The organism is Plantibacter sp. CFBP 8804 (assembly GCF_014841225.1).
Lineage (GTDB): Bacteria > Actinomycetota > Actinomycetes > Actinomycetales > Microbacteriaceae > Plantibacter > Plantibacter auratus.
In genome coordinates this window covers 199,789-215,941 of sequence record NZ_JACYTU010000001.1, presented here as the reverse complement: position 1 = coordinate 215,941, position 16,153 = coordinate 199,789, and the positions used below count along the sequence as shown (strand labels likewise).

Genomic DNA, 16,153 nt, shown 5'->3' with positions numbered 1-16,153 from the left:
GAACCCACACGTCTTTCGACAAAGCATGTTGAGTGCGCCCGGAGGGCTTTCTCACTCATCGCGGTACCGGTGGTGGGACTCGAACCCACACGTCTTTCGACAAAGCATTTTGAGTGCTCCGCGTCTGCCATTCCGCCACACCGGCGCGTCCGCCGCACGGCGAACAGCAACCTGCATCAGAGTACCGTAGGATTTGAGGGTGACCGAGCAAGAGACCCCTCCCGCAGCCCCACGGCGCGTCGTCGTCGCTGAGGACGAATCCCTCATCCGCCTCGACATCGTCGAGATCCTCCGCGACAACGGTTTCGAGGTCGTCGGCGAGGCCGGCGACGGCGAGACCGCTGTCGCCCTCGCGACGGAACTCCGTCCGGATCTCGTGATCATGGACGTCAAGATGCCTCAGCTCGACGGCATCTCCGCGGCCGAGCGCATCGGTAAGGCGCACATCGCCCCGGTGGTCCTCCTCACGGCCTTCAGCCAGAAGGAGCTCGTCGAGCGGGCGAGCGAGGCAGGCGCCCTCGCCTACGTCGTGAAGCCGTTCACGCCGAACGACCTCCTTCCCGCGATCGAGATCGCCCTCTCGCGCTACCAGCAGATCATCACCCTCGAGGCCGAGGTCGCCGACATGGTCGAGCGCTTCGAGACCCGCAAGCTCGTCGACCGGGCGAAGGGCCTCCTCAACGAGAAGATGGGCCTCACCGAGCCCGAGGCGTTCCGCTGGATCCAGAAGGCCTCCATGGACCGTCGCCTCACCATGCACGATGTCGCGCAGGCCATCATCGAGCAGCTCAGCGCCAAGAAGTAGCGCTCCTCCCTCGTCGCAAGAGCGGCCCGTCCCCTCGGGGGCGGGCCGCTCTGCTGTGTCCGGTGCCGGGCTCGTCAGCCGGTCGGTGCGTCCTTGATGAGGTTCGTGATGCGGATCGTGGAGCACCGTCGTCCCTGCTCGTCGCTGACGGCGATCTCGTGCACGGTGAGCGAGCGACCGAGGTGGATCGGGGTGCAGACACCCGTCACGAGGCCCTCGGTGGCGGACCTGGTGTGCGTCGCGTTGATGTCGATGCCGACCGCGAGTTTGCCCGGGCCCGCGAAGAGGTTGGCGGCCATCGAGCCGAGGGACTCGCCGAGCACGACGTACGCCCCACCGTGCAGCAGCATCGCGGGTTGGGTGTTGCCCTCGACGGGCATGGTGGCGACGGATCGCTGCACCGTGAACTCCGTGAACTCGATGCCCATCTTGGCGGCGAGTGCGCCGCTGCCCCTCGTCCGCAGGAACTCGAGTGCGTCGTCGGTCTCGTTCGTCATGTCCACCTTCGGATCGGGCCTGAGCCGTGTCGGCACCGGCTTGTAGGCTGGGCGCGTGTCGGAATCAGAAAAGCCTACCCTCCTCGTCGTCGACGGCCACTCGCTCGCATTCCGGGCGTTCTACGCCCTGCCGGTCGACAGCTTCCAAACCCGCGACGGTCAGCACACGAACGCCATCCACGGCTTCATCTCCATGCTGATCAGCCTGCTCAAGAACGAGAACCCGAGCCACATCGCCGTGGCGTTCGACATCTCGCGCCGTTCCTTCCGCACCCGCGAGTACCCCGAGTACAAGGGCACGCGCGGTGAGACCCCGGTGGAGTTCAAGGGGCAGGTGCCGCTGCTCGAAGAAGCGCTCAAGGCGATGAACATCACGACGATCAGCAAAGAGGACTACGAGGCCGACGACATCCTCGCCACCCTCGCCAAGCAGGGCGCTGAGGACGGCTTCCGCGTGCTCGTCGTCTCCGGCGACCGCGACACCATCCAGCTCGTCACCGACGACGTCACCCTGCTGTACCCGTCGAGCCAGGGCGTCTCCGCGCTCACCCGGTACGACGGAGCCAAGGTCTTCGAGCGCTACGGCATCCGGCCGGAGCAGTACCCGGAGATCGCGGCGCTCGTCGGTGAGACGAGCGACAACCTCCCGGGCATCCCGAAGGTCGGCGAGAAGACCGCCGTGAAGTGGCTCAACCAGTTCGGCTCCCTCGAGCAGATCCTCGAGCGCGCCGACGAGATCACCGGCAAGGTGGGGGAGAGCCTCCGCGAGCACAAGGAGAACGCGGTCCGCAACCGCCGCCTCAACCGGCTCCTCACCGACGTCGAACTGCCTGTCGGACCGAAGGACCTCGAACGCCGACCGATCGACGCGGACGCGGTGGCGGCCGTCTTCGGGCGGCTCGAGTTCCGCACGCTGCTCGATCGGGTCCTCAAACTCGACGGACTCGAGGCCAACACGGATGTGTCCGCACCGCAGGCGGGCGGCGTGGTCATGCCGCCGCAGAAGGAGCTGCTCGACGAAGAGCTCGAGGCGTGGATCACCCGTGCCGTCGCCGCACATCCCGCCGGGATCGGTCTCCACCTCGACCTCGACGGAGGCCTGCCGGTCGCAGCCGGCCTCGCGACGCCCACGGAGATCGTCTCGCTCGCCTGGCGTCCCGGCGAAGCCGACTACGCCCCGCTCGAAGCGTGGTTGGCGAGCGACGCCCCGAAGATCATGCACGACGCCAAGCCACAGCTCCAGGCGGTCACGCGCGCCGGCCTGACGGTCGGCGGACTCGGCTACGACACCGCGGTCGCCGGCTGGCTCCTGCGTCCGAGCGGCGGCGACAAGACCATCGCCGACCTCATCACGCGCTATCTCGACGAGACGATGCCCGTCGCCGACCCGAACCAGCTCGTCCCCGAGACCGACCCCGTGGGTGCCGGCGGCACCGCCTGGTACGCCCTCCGGGTCGCCGAGGCGACCCGCACGGCGCTCGACGCCGGGTCGCTCGGCGTACTGCTCGACATGGAACTGCCGGTCCTCCAGGTGCTGGCCCACATGGAGCTGACCGGCGTGACGGTCGACCACGACATCCTGAGCGGCCTGTCCGAGCAGCTCGGGAACCGGGCAGCAGAGCTCGCGAGCAACGCGTATGAGCAGATCGGCCGCGAGGTCAACCTCGGATCACCGAAGCAGCTGCAGGAGGTCCTCTTCGACCAGCTCGCCATGCCGAAGACACGCGCCAACAAGACGGGCTTCTCGACGGACGCCGGCGCCCTGGCCGATCTCCAGGAGAAGAGCCCGCACCCGTTCCTGGGGCTCCTCCTCGAGCACCGTGATGCGACGAAGCTCCGCCAGATCGTCGAGACGCTCGACAAGGCGATCACGCCCGACGGCCGTATCCACACGACGTACGTGCAGATCGGGACCAGCACCGGTCGGATCTCCTCGACCGACCCGAACCTGCAGAACATCCCCGTGCGCACCGAGGAAGGACGCCGCATCCGCGCCGCCTTCCAAGCCGGCTCCGGGTACGAGACCCTGCTGACCGCCGACTACTCGCAGATCGAGATGCGGATCATGGCGCACCTCTCCGGCGATGCCGGCCTCATCGAGGCGTTCAAGTCCGGCGAGGATCTCCACCGCTTCGTCGGCGCGCGCATCTTCGGCGTCGCCGCCGAGGACGTGACCCCCGCGATGCGCAACAAGGTCAAGGCGATGTCGTACGGACTCGCCTACGGTCTGAGCGCGTTCGGGCTCTCGAAGCAGCTGCGGATCTCGAGCGCTGAGGCGAAGCAGCTCATGGTCGACTACTTCGAGCGCTTCGGTGCGGTCCGTGACTACCTGCGCAACGTCGTCGAGCAGGCGAAACTCGACGGCTACACCGAGACGATCTTCGGTCGTCGCAGGCTCTTCCCCGAGCTCTCGAGCCCCAACCGACTGGTCAGGGAGAACGCCGAACGCCAGGCGCTGAACGCCCCGATCCAGGGTTCGGCCGCCGACATCATGAAACGCGCCATGATCGGCATCGAGTCCGAGCTGCGCTCTGAATCCCTCAGCTCGCAGATGATGCTGCAGGTGCACGACGAACTGATCTTCGAGGTCGCCGAGGGGGAGTGGGACGCCCTGGAGCGCATCGTCCGAGCGCAGATGGCCGGTGCCGCCGAGCTGTCGGTACCCCTGGAGGTCCAGATCGGCCGCGGGCACGATTGGGACGCCGCAGCCCACTGAGCGCCCTGCGGGTCCGCACCCGGGCGTCGGGCGGGTGCGGACTAGGCTCGACGTCATGTCCCACGAAGAACCTCGTCAGAGCACACCGATCGACGCCATCGCCGAGAGCTGGGTGGAGACCCTCGTCCAGCTGAAACCGGAGGTCGGCACCTACATCGGCCGCACGGACGTCGGCGGGCGGTACGGCGATTACTCGCCTGCCGGCCACGAGGCCTACATCGAAGCGGCATCGCGCACGCTTCGCGAGCTGCGGTCGGCCGCACCGGTCGACGCTGTCGACCGCGTCACCCAGACCGACCTCTCGGCGGAGCTGGAACTCGACCTCGCCTCGTCGGAGGCCGGTCTCCAGCACCGCGACCTCAACGTGATCGCGTCGCCGTCGCAGGAGCTGCGCGACGTCTTCGACCTGATGCCGACCGCGACGGTCGAGGACTGGAGCACCATCCGGACCCGCCTCGGCGCGTTGCCGGACGCGGTCGACGGGTACATCGAGACCCTGCGCGAGGGCATCGCCCGGGGGATCACCCCGGCACGCCGCCAGGTGGCCGAGGTGTACGAGCAGGTCCTCCGCACCGGCGCCGACGACGGGTTCTTCATCGGCTTCGCCGCCAACGCCGGACCGGCGGACGGTCAGCTCCCGGCGTCCCTCGCCGCCGAACTCTCGACGGGTGCCGGCGCCGCAGCCGTCGCCTACAACCGTCTGGCGGACTTCCTCGCGCACGAACTGCTGCCTGCTGCGACCCAGGAGGACGCCATCGGCCGCGAGCTCTACGCACTGCAGTCCCGCCGATTCCTCGGCGCGACGGTCGACCTCGACGAGAGCTACGAATGGGGCATCGAGGAGCTGGCGCGCATGGTGTCGGAGCAGGAGGCGATCGCGAATGAGATCCTCCCCGGCGCGTCCGTCGAGGAGGCGGTCGCCTTCCTCGAACAGGATCCGGCGCGCAAGCTGCACGGCACCGACGCGCTCCAGCGATGGATGCAGGAGACGAGTGACCGTGCGGTCGAGGAGCTGGGGCGCACGCACTTCGACATCCCGCAGGAGATCCGCGCGCTCGAGTGCATGATCGCGCCGACGCAGGAGGGCGGGATCTACTACACCGGCCCGACGGACGACTTCTCACGCCCTGGCCGCATGTGGTGGTCCGTCCCCGCCGGCGTCACCGAGTTCGACACGTGGCGCGAGCTCACGACCGTCTACCACGAGGGTGTGCCAGGACATCACCTGCAGATCGGGCAGGCCGTCGTCAACCGGAAGACGCTCAACCTCTGGCGTCGACAGCTCGCCGGTACCTCCGGCCACGCCGAGGGCTGGGCCCTCTACGCCGAGCGCCTGATGGAGCAGCTCGGATACCTCGACGACCCGGCGGACCGTCTGGGCATGCTCGACGGTCAGCGGATGCGCGCGGCCCGCGTCGTCCTCGACATCGGTGTGCACCTCGGCAAGCCGCTGCCGGACGGCAGCGGGACCTGGACCGCCGAGTACGCCTTCGACTTCATGGGTCGCAACGTCAACATGTCGCCGGAGTTCGTCCGGTTCGAGGTCAACCGGTACCTCGGTTGGCCCGGCCAGGCGCCGTCGTACAAGATCGGCCAGCGCATCTGGGAACAGCTCCGCGACGACGCGGCCCGCCGCGCCGGGGACGCCTTCGACATCAAAGACTTCCACCGTCGGGCACTGGACCTCGGTGGCGTCGGGCTCGACACGCTGCGGTCGGCGATGCTCGGATGACGGCCGAACGGATCGTCGTCGCCGGCGCGTCCGGGTTCATCGGGCGTCGTCTGGTCGAGTCGTTCCGGGCCGACGGCGCCACCGTCTCCGTCATCGGGCGCGGTGCCGCCGACGCGCGGTGGGGTGACCACGCGGGCATCGCCCGGCTGGTCGACGGCGCGGACCTCTTGGTCAACCTCGCCGGGAAGAGCGTGAACTGTCGCTACACCCCGTCGAATCGTGCCGAGATCCTTCGGTCCCGCGTGGACACGACGACCGAGCTGGCGCGGGCGGTGCGTGCAGCCGCTGCGCCTCCGCCGCTCTGGATCAATTCGTCGACCGCCACGATCTACCGCCATGCCGACGACCGCCCGATGACGGAGGCCGACGGTGAGATCGGTTCCGGGTTCTCCGTCGACGTCGCGACCGCCTGGGAGCAGGCGTTCTTCGCGGACGAGCTGCCCGGGACACGACGGGTCGCCCTCCGCATCGCGATCGTCCTGGGCGACGGCGGAGCACTCACCCCGCTCAAGTGGTTGGCGCTCGGCGGCCTCGGCGGACCCCAACTGGACGGTCACTGGCCCCGTTCCCGATCGCGTCGTGCCGCCGGCACGGATCACCGCTTCGGGACGCCGGGCGGGCGGCAGCGGTTCAGCTGGATCCATCTGGACGACGTCGTCGGCATCGTCCGGTTCCTCCGTGGCCATCCCGAACTCGACGGCGTCGTCAACGTGACGTCCCCGAACCCCACCGACAACCGCGGATTCATGCGGACCGTGCGGTACGTGCTCGGGATGCCGGTCGGCCTCCCCGCACCCCGCTGGTTGCTGGAGATCGGGATGTCCATCCTGCGTACCGAGAGCGAGCTGGTCCTGAAGAGTCGCTGGGCGATGCCGGAGCGGTTGCTGCAGGCGGGCTACCGGTTCGAGCACCCGACGCTCGATCCAGCGCTGCGGGACATCCTCTCCGACCGTGGCTTGCCTGCACACCCGGAAAATCGCTAGACTGGACTGTCACAATTGTGACGTCCTATCCGCCTGCCCGTCTCGCAGAGCGACACCGATCCCCGGATCGGTTCACACAACAGCATCGCTTCGATCAACGTCCGTGGTCATCCACGGGTCCGGGGCCGTGCGCGAGGCCGGCCTGAATCATTGTCCACCTGGAGCAATTACTACATGACAAGCGCAACGACCGCCCCCAAGCAGGTCGCAATCAACGACATCGGATCTGCTGAGGACTTCCTCGCAGCGGTCGAAAAGACTCTGAAGTTCTTCAACGACGGCGACCTCATCGAGGGCACCGTCGTGAAGATCGACCGCGACGAGGTCCTCCTCGACGTCGGCTACAAGACCGAGGGTGTCATCCCCTCGCGTGAACTCTCCATCAAGCACGACGTCGACCCCTCCGAGGTCGTCAACGTCGGCGACACGATCGAGGCTCTCGTTCTCCAGAAGGAGGACAAGGAAGGCCGTCTGATCCTGTCGAAGAAGCGCGCGCAGTACGAGCGTGCTTGGGGCGACGTGGAGAAGATCAAGGAATCCGACGGCGTCGTCACCGGTTCGGTCATCGAGGTCGTCAAGGGCGGCCTCATCGTCGACATCGGCCTCCGTGGCTTCCTCCCGGCTTCGCTCATCGAGCTGCGCCGCGTCCGCGACCTCACGCCGTACCTCGGCCAGGAGATCGAGGCGAAGATCCTCGAGCTCGACAAGAACCGCAACAACGTGGTCCTGTCGCGCCGTGCGCTCCTCGAGCAGACGCAGTCCGAGAGCCGCACCACCTTCCTCAACAACCTCCAGAAGGGACAGGTCCGCAAGGGCGTCGTCTCCTCGATCGTCAACTTCGGCGCGTTCGTCGACCTCGGCGGCGTCGACGGTCTCGTCCACGTCTCCGAGCTCAGCTGGAAGCACATCGAGCACGCCAGCGAGGTCGTCGAGGTCGGTCAGGAAGTCACCGTCGAGATCCTCGAGGTCGACCTGGACCGCGAGCGCGTCTCGCTGTCGCTCAAGGCGACCCAGGAGGACCCGTGGCAGGTCTTCGCCCGCACCCACGCCATCGGCCAGGTTGCACCGGGTAAGGTCACCAAGCTCGTCCCGTTCGGTGCGTTCGTCCGCGTCGCAGACGGCATCGAGGGCCTCGTGCACATCTCGGAGCTCTCCGGCAAGCACGTCGAGCTCGCCGAGCAGGTCGTGTCGGTCGGCGAAGAGGTCTTCGTCAAGGTCATCGACATCGACCTCGAGCGTCGCCGCATCTCGCTGAGCCTCAAGCAGGCCAACGAGGGTGTCGACCCCGAGGGCACCGAGTTCGACCCGGCCCTCTACGGCATGCTCACGGAGTACGACGAACTCGGGAACTACAAGTACCCCGAGGGCTTCGACGCCGAGACACAGGAGTGGAAGGAAGGCTTCGACGCCGAGCGCGAGAAGTGGGAGCAGGACTACGCTGCCGCCCAGGCTCGTTGGGAAGCGCACAAGAAGCAGGTCGCTGCCGCAGCCGTCGAAGAGGCCAACCAGGCTTCCTCCTCGACCGCGTCCTCGTCGGCCGGTTCCTCGTTCTCGAGCGACTCCGCCGGCGGCGGCACGCTCGCTGACGACGAGTCCCTCGCGGCCCTCCGCGAGAAGCTCTCGAGCAACTAGTCCCACCAGCACCGACCAGCGTCGGTGTCCAGCAGGGGGTCGCCTTCGGGCGGCCCCCTGCTGCGTTGTGCGAGGGGCGCTCGTCGAAGGCGCTGCACGCTCCGCGGGTACGCTGGCTGACATGTACCTCATCGGCCTCACCGGCGGGATCGCCTCCGGCAAATCGACCATCGCGGCCCGGCTCGCTGAACACGGCGCCGTCGTCATCGACGCGGACGTCCTCTCACGAGAGGCCGTCGAGCCGGGGACCCCGGGACTGGCCGCCATCGCGAAGCGCTTCGGTGCCGACGTGATCGGGCCCGACGGAGCACTCGACCGCGCTGCGCTCGGCTCCATCGTCTTCGCCGACGACCAGGCGCGGGCCGACCTCAACGCCATCGTGCACCCGGAGGTCAAGCGGCGTTCACAGGCCCGGATCGCCGAAGCCTCGAGCGACCCCGGTGCCGTCGTCGTCTACGACGTCCCGCTGCTCGTCGAGACCGGCCGCGCAGACGAGTTCGACCTCGTGGTCGTCGCCGCAGCTCCGGAGGGGGAGCGCGCCCGTCGGCTCGTCGACCTCCGCGGGCTCGACCGGGGCGAGGCGGAACGACGGATCGCGGCCCAGGCGACCGAGGAGCAGCGCGCCGCCGTCGCCGACGTGGTGATCGACACCGCCGGCTCGCTCGAGCACACTCTCAGCCAGGTCGACGCGGTCTGGCACCGCGCCGCCGCGGCCGCTGTACCGGCGCCCGACCGTCAGGACGGCGTCTGAGCGCTTCACCCGCTCCGCTATGGGCGAAGCGGGGCAGTGGTGTCGGTGGTCCTCCGTAGACTCGGAGCATGGAACCAACACGCGCCGTCCGCCCCTTCGAGGTGATCAGCGAGTACGAGCCGAGCGGCGACCAGCCCGCCGCCATCGAGCAGCTGTCCGGGCGCATCAACGCCGGCGAGACCGACGTCGTCCTGTTGGGCGCCACGGGTACCGGTAAGTCCGCGACGACCGCCTGGCTCATCGAAGCCGTCCAGCGCCCGACGCTCGTCCTGGCACACAACAAGACGCTCGCGGCCCAGCTGGCGAACGAGTTCCGCGAGCTCATGCCGAACAACGCGGTCGAGTACTTCGTCTCCTACTACGACTACTACCAGCCCGAGGCGTACGTCCCACAGACCGACACCTTCATCGAGAAGGACTCGTCGATCAACGCCGAGGTCGAGCGACTGCGGCACTCGACCACCAACTCGCTGCTGAGCCGTCGCGACGTCATCGTCGTGTCGACCGTGTCGTGCATCTACGGTCTCGGTGCGGCGGAGGAGTACCTGGAGGCGATGGCGGCGCTGCAGGTCGGGCAGAACATCGGGCGCGACCGCCTCATCCGCAAGTTCGTCGGCATGCAGTACAACCGCAACGACGTCGACTTCTCGCGCGGCAACTTCCGTGTGCGCGGCGACACCATCGAGATCATCCCGGTCTACGAGGAGCTCGCGATCCGCATCGAATTCTTCGGCGACGAGATCGAGGCCCTCTACGCCCTGCACCCGCTCACCGGCGACGTCGTGAAGAAGCTCGACGCGGTGTCGGTGTTCCCGGCCTCCCACTACGCCGCCAGCCCGCAGACGATCCAGCGCGCCATCGGCACCATCCAGGAGGAGCTGGCGGAGCGGCTCCAGTCGCTCGAACGCGAGGGCAAGCTCCTCGAGGCGCAGCGGCTCCGCATGCGGACCACTTTCGACCTCGAGATGATGCAGCAGATCGGCTTCTGCTCCGGCATCGAGAACTACTCGCGCCACATCGACGGTCGCTCGGCCGGTGAGGCACCGAACTGCCTCCTCGACTACTTCCCCGACGACTTCCTCACCGTCATCGACGAGTCGCATGTCACCGTCCCGCAGATCGGCGCGATGTTCGAGGGCGACGCCTCCCGCAAGCGCACCCTCGTCGAGCACGGGTTCCGACTCCCGAGCGCGATGGACAACCGCCCGCTCCGGTGGGACGAGTTCAAGAACCGCGTCGGCCAGACGGTGTACCTCTCGGCGACGCCGGGCAAGTACGAGATGGGCATCGCGGACGGCATCGTCGAGCAGATCATCCGCCCGACCGGCCTCGTCGACCCGGCGATCATCGTCAAGCCCTCCAACGGCCAGATCGACGACCTCCTCGAGGAGATCCGGGTCCGCGCCGAGCGCGACGAACGCGTCCTCGTCACCACCCTCACCAAGAAGATGGCGGAGGAGCTCACCGACTTCCTGACCGAGGCCGGCGTGCGCGTCCGCTACCTGCACTCCGACGTCGACACCCTCCGGCGGGTCGAGCTGTTGAGCGAACTCCGGCAGGGCGTCTACGACGTCCTCATCGGCATCAACCTGCTGCGCGAGGGGCTCGACCTCCCGGAGGTCTCGCTCGTGGCGATCCTCGACGCCGACAAGGAGGGCTTCCTCCGCTCGTCGACCTCGCTCATCCAGACCATCGGTCGTGCCGCCCGCAACGTGTCCGGCGAGGTCCACATGTACGCCGACGTCCTGACCGACTCGATGAAGCGCGCGATCGAGGAGACGGACCGTCGCCGCGAGAAGCAGGTCGCCTACAACGAGGAGCGCGGGATCGATCCGCAGCCGCTGCGCAAGCGGATCGCCGACATCACCGAGGCGCTCGCCCGTGAGGGCGCAGACACCGCGGCGCTGCTCGCCGGACGCGACAACGGCAAGAAGAAGAGCCCGACGCCGAACCTGCGTCGGGAGGGCATCGCCGCCGAGGGCGCGAACGACCTCGAGTCGATCATCGCGGACCTCAACGCCCAGATGCTGGCCGCCGCGGCGGAGCTCAAGTTCGAACTCGCCGGCCGTCTCCGCGACGAGGTCGCCGAACTCAAGCAGGAACTTCGACAGATGGCCAAGGCCGGGCACATCTAGTCCGGCGCTTCGCTGAGAGCGCAGTACCACAGACACCGCTCGGGAGTCCGGTGTCGGTGGTGCTGCGTAGACTCGAAGGGTGTCAATTGCCAAGGTAGATCACCACTCCACGCTCAGCGTCCGCGGTGCCCGCGTCCACAATCTTCAGAACGTCGACCTTGAGATCCCTCGCGACTCGCTCGTCGTCTTCACGGGTCTCTCGGGCTCGGGGAAGTCCTCGCTCGCCTTCGACACGATCTTCGCCGAGGGCCAGCGACGCTACGTCGAGTCGCTCTCGGCGTACGCCCGCCAGTTCCTCGGTCAGGTCGACCGCCCCGACGTCGACTTCATCGAGGGCCTGAGCCCCGCGGTCTCGATCGACCAGAAGTCCACGAACCGCAACCCCCGGTCGACCGTCGGGACGATCACCGAGGTCTACGACTACATGCGGCTGCTCTGGGCGCGCATCGGCGTCCCGCACTGCCCGGTCTGCGGCGAGGTCATCCAGCGCCAGACGGTGCAGCAGATCGCCGACCAGCTGATGGAGCTCGAGGAGCGACGCCGCTACCAGATCGTCGCCCCCGTCGTGAGCCAGAAGAAGGGCGAGTTCGTCGACCTCTTCAAGGAGCTCTCGGCCAAGGGCTTCGCGCGCGCCATCGTCGACGGCGAGGCGATCCAGCTCGCGGAACCGCCGACCCTCAAGAAGCAGGTCAAGCACGACATCGCGGTCGTCGTCGACCGCCTCGTCGCCGGGCCCGAGATCCTCGGTCGCCTGACCGACTCCCTCGAGACGGCACTGCAGCTCACCGACGGCCTCGTGACGATCAACTTCGTCGACGAAGAGGGCGACGACGCCTGGCGCACCTTCTCCGAGAAGCTCTCCTGCCCGAACAACCACCCGTTGCAGCTGACCGAGATCGAGCCGCGGACGTTCTCGTTCAACGCACCGTTCGGTGCCTGCCCGGAGTGCTCGGGCCTCGGCACGCGCATGTCGGTCGACGCGGAGCTGCTCCTCGGCGACGAGGAACTCAGCATCAACGAGGGCGTCATCGTCCCGTGGACCACCCAGGGCAAGGGGCTCTACCAGTACTACGAGAAGCTGCTCGACGGGCTGGCCCGCGACCTCGACTTCTCGCTCGACACCCCCTGGCGCGACCTGCCTTCGAAGGTCCAGGAGGCGGTGCTCCGCGGCGACAACTTCAAGGTCAAGGTCAAGTGGAAGAACCGCTTCGGCCGCGAGATGAGCTACTCCTCGGGCTTCGAGGGTGTCATCCCGTACATCGAGCGTCAGTACCTCCAGGCCGACACCGACAGCCAGCGCGTGCGCTGGTCCGAGTACCTGCGCGAAGTCCCGTGCCAGGTCTGCGGCGGTCGTCGCCTGAAGCCGGAGGTCCTCTCCGTCCTGATCCACGACCACAACATCGCCGAGGTCGCCGAGCTGAGCCTCTCCGACGCCCGCGCGTTCATGGACCGCCTCGAGCTGAGCGACCGCGAGGCCCACATCGCCGCGCAGGTGCTGCGCGAGATCAAGGTCCGACTCGACTTCCTCATCCAGGTCGGACTCAACTACCTCGATCTGGCCCGGACCGCCGGCTCCCTCTCGGGCGGCGAGGCACAGCGCATCCGCCTCGCGACGCAGATCGGCTCGGGACTCACCGGCGTGCTCTACGTCCTCGACGAACCGAGCATCGGCCTGCACCAGCGCGACAACCGCCGCCTCATCGAGACCCTCGTGGCCCTGCGCGACCTCGGCAACACGCTGATCGTCGTCGAACACGACGAGGACACCATCCGCACCGCCGACTGGATCGTCGACATCGGTCCCGGCGCGGGCGTCAACGGCGGCCGCGTCGTGCACTCCGGGTCGTACGAGGCGCTCGAGGCCAACACCGAGTCCCTCACCGGCGACTATCTCTCCGGCCGCAAGGCCATCGAGATCCCGGCGAAGCGTCGTCCGATCGACACGAAGCGTCAGATCCAGGTGATCGGAGCGCAGGCCAACAACCTGAAGAAGGTCAGCGCGGACTTCCCGCTCGGAGTCCTCACCGCCGTCACCGGCGTGAGCGGCTCCGGGAAGTCCTCGCTCGTCAACGACGTCCTGTACCGGGTCCTGGCGAACAAGCTGAACGGCGCGCGCAAGCTGCCCGGCAAGCACACCAGGGTCACGGGTCTGGAGCACCTCGACAAGGTGGTCCACGTCGACCAGGCGCCCATCGGCCGCACCCCTCGCTCGAACCCCGCCACGTACACCGGCGTCTTCGACAAGATCCGCAACCTCTTCGCGGAGACGCAGGAGGCCAAGGTCCGCGGCTACCTCGCCGGACGGTTCAGCTTCAACGTCAAGGGCGGCCGCTGTGAGGCCTGCTCGGGCGACGGCACGATCAAGATCGAGATGAACTTCCTGCCCGACGTCTACGTCGCCTGCGAGGTGTGCGGGGGAGCGCGGTACAACCGCGACACCCTGACCATCCACTACAAGGGCAAGAACATCGCCGAGGTCCTCGACATGCCGATCGCCGAGGCTGCCGACTTCTTCGAGCCGATCTCCTCGATCCACCGGTTCCTGAAGACGCTCGTCGAGGTCGGCCTGGGCTACGTCCGTCTCGGCCAGAGCGCCACGACGCTGTCCGGCGGCGAGGCCCAGCGCGTCAAGCTCGCGACGGAGCTGCAGCGGCGGAGCAACGGGCGCAGTGTCTACGTCCTCGACGAGCCGACCACGGGTCTGCACTTCGAAGACGTCCGGAAGCTGCTGCTCGTCCTCGGCGGGCTCGTCGACAAGGGCAACACGGTCATCGTGATCGAGCACAACCTCGACGTCATCAAGTCCGCCGACTGGCTCATCGACATGGGCCCCGAGGGTGGAGCCGGTGGCGGGACGGTCCTCGCCACGGGAACACCCGAGCACCTCGCGACGGTCCCCGGCAGCCACACGGGCTTCTTCCTGAACGAACTGTTCGAGGCAGAGGCCGGCGGCAGCCGCAAGGCGGGCTGACGTGGCGGCCGTCCGCGGCGGAAGTGGTCTGGCGTACCGGCCGAAGGCGGGGGAGATCCCCACCATGCCCGGCGTGTACCGCTTCAGCGACGACTCGGGCCGGGTGCTCTACGTCGGCAAGGCGATGAACCTCCGCGCGAGGCTCAGCAACTACTTCGCGCCCCTGCACACCCTCCACGAGCGCACGCGCCGCATGGTGACGACCGCGACCGGGGTCACCTGGACGACGGTCGGCAGCGACGTCGAGGCGCTGCAGCTCGAGTACACGTGGATCAAGGAGTACGACCCGCCGTTCAACGTCAAGTTCCGCGACGACAAGTCGTACCCGTACCTCGCGGTCACCCTCGGTGACGAGGCGCCGCGCGTCATGGTCACCCGGAACACCCGGATCCCGGGGGCCAAGTACTTCGGCCCGTACCCGAAGATCTGGGCCGTCCACGACACGGTCGACCTCATGATCAAGGTCTTCCCGATCCGCACCTGCTCCGACTCGGCGTACAAGCGGGCCATGGCCTCGGGGAAGCCCTGTTTCCCCGGACAGATCGGGCGGTGCGGCGGCCCGTGCTCCGGCAAGGTCACCATCGAGGAACACCGCGCGATCGTCGACGACTTCGTCTCGTTCATGGTCGGCAACGACCGCCGGTTCACGACGCGCATCACCGCCGACATGAAGGCCGCCGCGGCCCGCCAGGACTACGAGTCCGCGGCCGTCTACCGGGATCAGCTCCAGGCGCTCGACCAGGTGCTCGCGAAGAGCGCGGTCGTCCTGCGCGACGCCGTGGACGCCGACCTGTTCGGCATCGACCACGACGAGCTCGCCGCGTCGGTGCAGCAGTTCATCGTCCGTGGCGGCCGCATCCGCGGTGTGCGGTCGTGGACCGTCGACAAGGAGCTCGACATGTCGACCGCCGAGCTCGTCGACAGCGTCGTCCAACGGGTGTACGCCGCCGCGAGCGGGACCGAGGTCCCGAGAGAGGTGCTCGTCCCGGAACTGCCGGACGACGCCGAGAGCCTCGAGGACTGGCTGGCCGAACGCCGCGGCTCGAAGGTCGCCCTCCGCGTCGCCCAGCGCGGTGAGAAGGCGACGCTCATGGAGACCGCGGTCGTCAACGCCAAGCAGGCCCTCATGCTCTACAAGACCCGGCGCAGCTCCGACTTCGTCGCCCGGACGCAGGCGCTCGAGGACATCCGCGATGCGCTCGGGATGCCCGAGGCGCCGCTGCGGATCGAGTGCTTCGACGTGTCGCACCTGAGCGGTACCAACATCGTGGCGTCGATGGTCGTCTTCGAGGACGGGCTGTCCCGCAAGGACGAGTACCGCCGCTTCGGCGTCGCCGAGTCCACCGACGACACCGACTCGATCTACCAGGTCGTCTCCCGGCGACTCGCGCACCTCACGTCGTCCGAGCCCGTCGAGACGGTCGACGAGACCACGGGGGAGCGCAAGCGCCGGAAGTTCACCTATCCGCCGCAGCTCCTCATCGTCGACGGCGGGCAACCGCAGGTCGCCGCTGCCGCGCGTGCGCTGGAGGAGTCCGGCCTGACCGGGATCACCCTGTGCGGACTGGCGAAGCGACTGGAGGAGATCTGGTTGCCCGAGGACCCGTATCCGGTGATCCTGCCGCGGGGGAGCGAAGCGCTGTTCCTCCTCCAGCGTGTCCGCGACGAGGCGCACCGGTTCGCCATCAGTTTCCAGCGACAGAAGCGGAAGCGCGACATCTCGACCGTCCTCGGTGAGATCCCCGGGCTCGGTCCGGCGAAGGTCCGCGAGCTGCTCAAGCACTTCGGATCCGTCGCGCGCCTGAAGACCGCGACGCCGGCCGAGATCACCGAGGTCAAGGGCATCGGCGACAAACTGGCGGCCACGGTGCACGAGGCGTTGACCTCCGGCTCCGCACAGCCCTCGCAGGCCTCGCGGAATGGGTAGGCTG

General features: G+C 68.0%; 10 protein-coding genes and 1 tRNA gene. 9 read left to right on the top strand and 2 right to left on the bottom strand.

Annotated elements, in window-relative coordinates; all coding sequences use genetic code 11:
* Window positions 1-64: 64 nt before the first annotated feature.
* Window positions 65-145 (bottom strand) — tRNA-Leu (locus IFU11_RS01010).
* 54 nt (window positions 146-199) lie between these two features.
* On the opposite strand from IFU11_RS01010, the gene IFU11_RS01005 reads away from it, so the two are divergent.
* Window positions 200-805: an ANTAR domain-containing response regulator gene (locus IFU11_RS01005; protein WP_064296913.1), complete on the top strand. Its 606-nt coding sequence runs from the start codon at window positions 200-202 to the stop codon at window positions 803-805.
* 74 nt (window positions 806-879) lie between these two features.
* On the opposite strand, the gene IFU11_RS01000 is transcribed toward IFU11_RS01005, so the two are convergent.
* Window positions 880-1,302 carry a hotdog fold thioesterase gene (locus IFU11_RS01000; protein WP_137241667.1) on the bottom strand — a complete coding sequence of 141 codons (423 nt, stop codon included), beginning with the start codon at window positions 1,300-1,302 and terminating at the stop codon, window positions 880-882.
* A gap of 55 nt (window positions 1,303-1,357) precedes the next feature.
* Here IFU11_RS01000 and polA point away from each other — a divergent pair, with 55 nt between their 5' ends.
* The 8 genes from polA to uvrC all read left to right on the top strand — a co-directional run bounded on the left by polA (window position 1,358) and on the right by uvrC (window position 16,149).
* A complete protein-coding gene (polA, locus tag IFU11_RS00995; RefSeq protein ID WP_137241666.1) occupies window positions 1,358-4,018 on the top strand; it encodes a DNA polymerase I in 2,661 nt (886 codons plus the stop codon).
* Between the two features lie 55 nt (window positions 4,019-4,073).
* Entirely contained in the window at window positions 4,074-5,750 is a 1,677-nt protein-coding gene (locus IFU11_RS00990; protein ID WP_192017939.1) for a DUF885 domain-containing protein, read from the top strand.
* Complete coding sequence (locus IFU11_RS00985) at window positions 5,747-6,733, top strand: epimerase (protein WP_192017938.1); 987 nt, start codon at window positions 5,747-5,749, stop codon at window positions 6,731-6,733. The genes IFU11_RS00990 and IFU11_RS00985 overlap by 4 nt, the downstream gene beginning before the upstream one ends.
* A 174-nt stretch (window positions 6,734-6,907) precedes the next feature.
* Window positions 6,908-8,365, top strand: coding sequence for a 30S ribosomal protein S1 (gene rpsA / locus IFU11_RS00980; RefSeq protein ID WP_056005690.1), 1,458 nt, complete (start codon window positions 6,908-6,910; stop codon window positions 8,363-8,365).
* 121 nt (window positions 8,366-8,486) lie between these two features.
* Window positions 8,487-9,116, top strand: a complete 630-nt coding sequence (gene coaE / locus IFU11_RS00975; RefSeq protein WP_137241664.1) for a dephospho-CoA kinase — start codon at window positions 8,487-8,489, stop codon at window positions 9,114-9,116.
* A gap of 68 nt (window positions 9,117-9,184) precedes the next feature.
* Entirely contained in the window at window positions 9,185-11,251 is a 2,067-nt protein-coding gene (uvrB, locus tag IFU11_RS00970; protein WP_192017937.1) for an excinuclease ABC subunit UvrB, read from the top strand.
* Between the two features lie 79 nt (window positions 11,252-11,330).
* Window positions 11,331-14,222 (top strand): excinuclease ABC subunit UvrA, encoded by a 2,892-nt coding sequence (gene uvrA, locus IFU11_RS00965; protein WP_137241663.1) that lies wholly within the window; start codon window positions 11,331-11,333, stop codon window positions 14,220-14,222.
* Between the two features lies 1 nt (window position 14,223).
* Complete coding sequence (gene uvrC, locus IFU11_RS00960) at window positions 14,224-16,149, top strand: excinuclease ABC subunit UvrC (protein WP_079002525.1); 1,926 nt, start codon at window positions 14,224-14,226, stop codon at window positions 16,147-16,149.
* Window positions 16,150-16,153: the final 4 nt, after the last annotated feature.

Coding starts and splice junctions, on each gene's coding strand:
- IFU11_RS00990 (WP_192017939.1), top strand. CDS start 4,074: ATGTCCCACGAAGAACCTCGTCAGAGCACACCGATCGACGCCATCGCC.
- coaE (WP_137241664.1), top strand. CDS start 8,487: ATGTACCTCATCGGCCTCACCGGCGGGATCGCCTCCGGCAAATCGACC.
- rpsA (WP_056005690.1), top strand. CDS start 6,908: ATGACAAGCGCAACGACCGCCCCCAAGCAGGTCGCAATCAACGACATC.
- uvrB (WP_192017937.1), top strand. CDS start 9,185: ATGGAACCAACACGCGCCGTCCGCCCCTTCGAGGTGATCAGCGAGTAC.
- IFU11_RS00985 (WP_192017938.1), top strand. CDS start 5,747: ATGACGGCCGAACGGATCGTCGTCGCCGGCGCGTCCGGGTTCATCGGG.
- IFU11_RS01000 (WP_137241667.1), bottom strand. CDS start 1,302: ATGACGAACGAGACCGACGACGCACTCGAGTTCCTGCGGACGAGGGGC.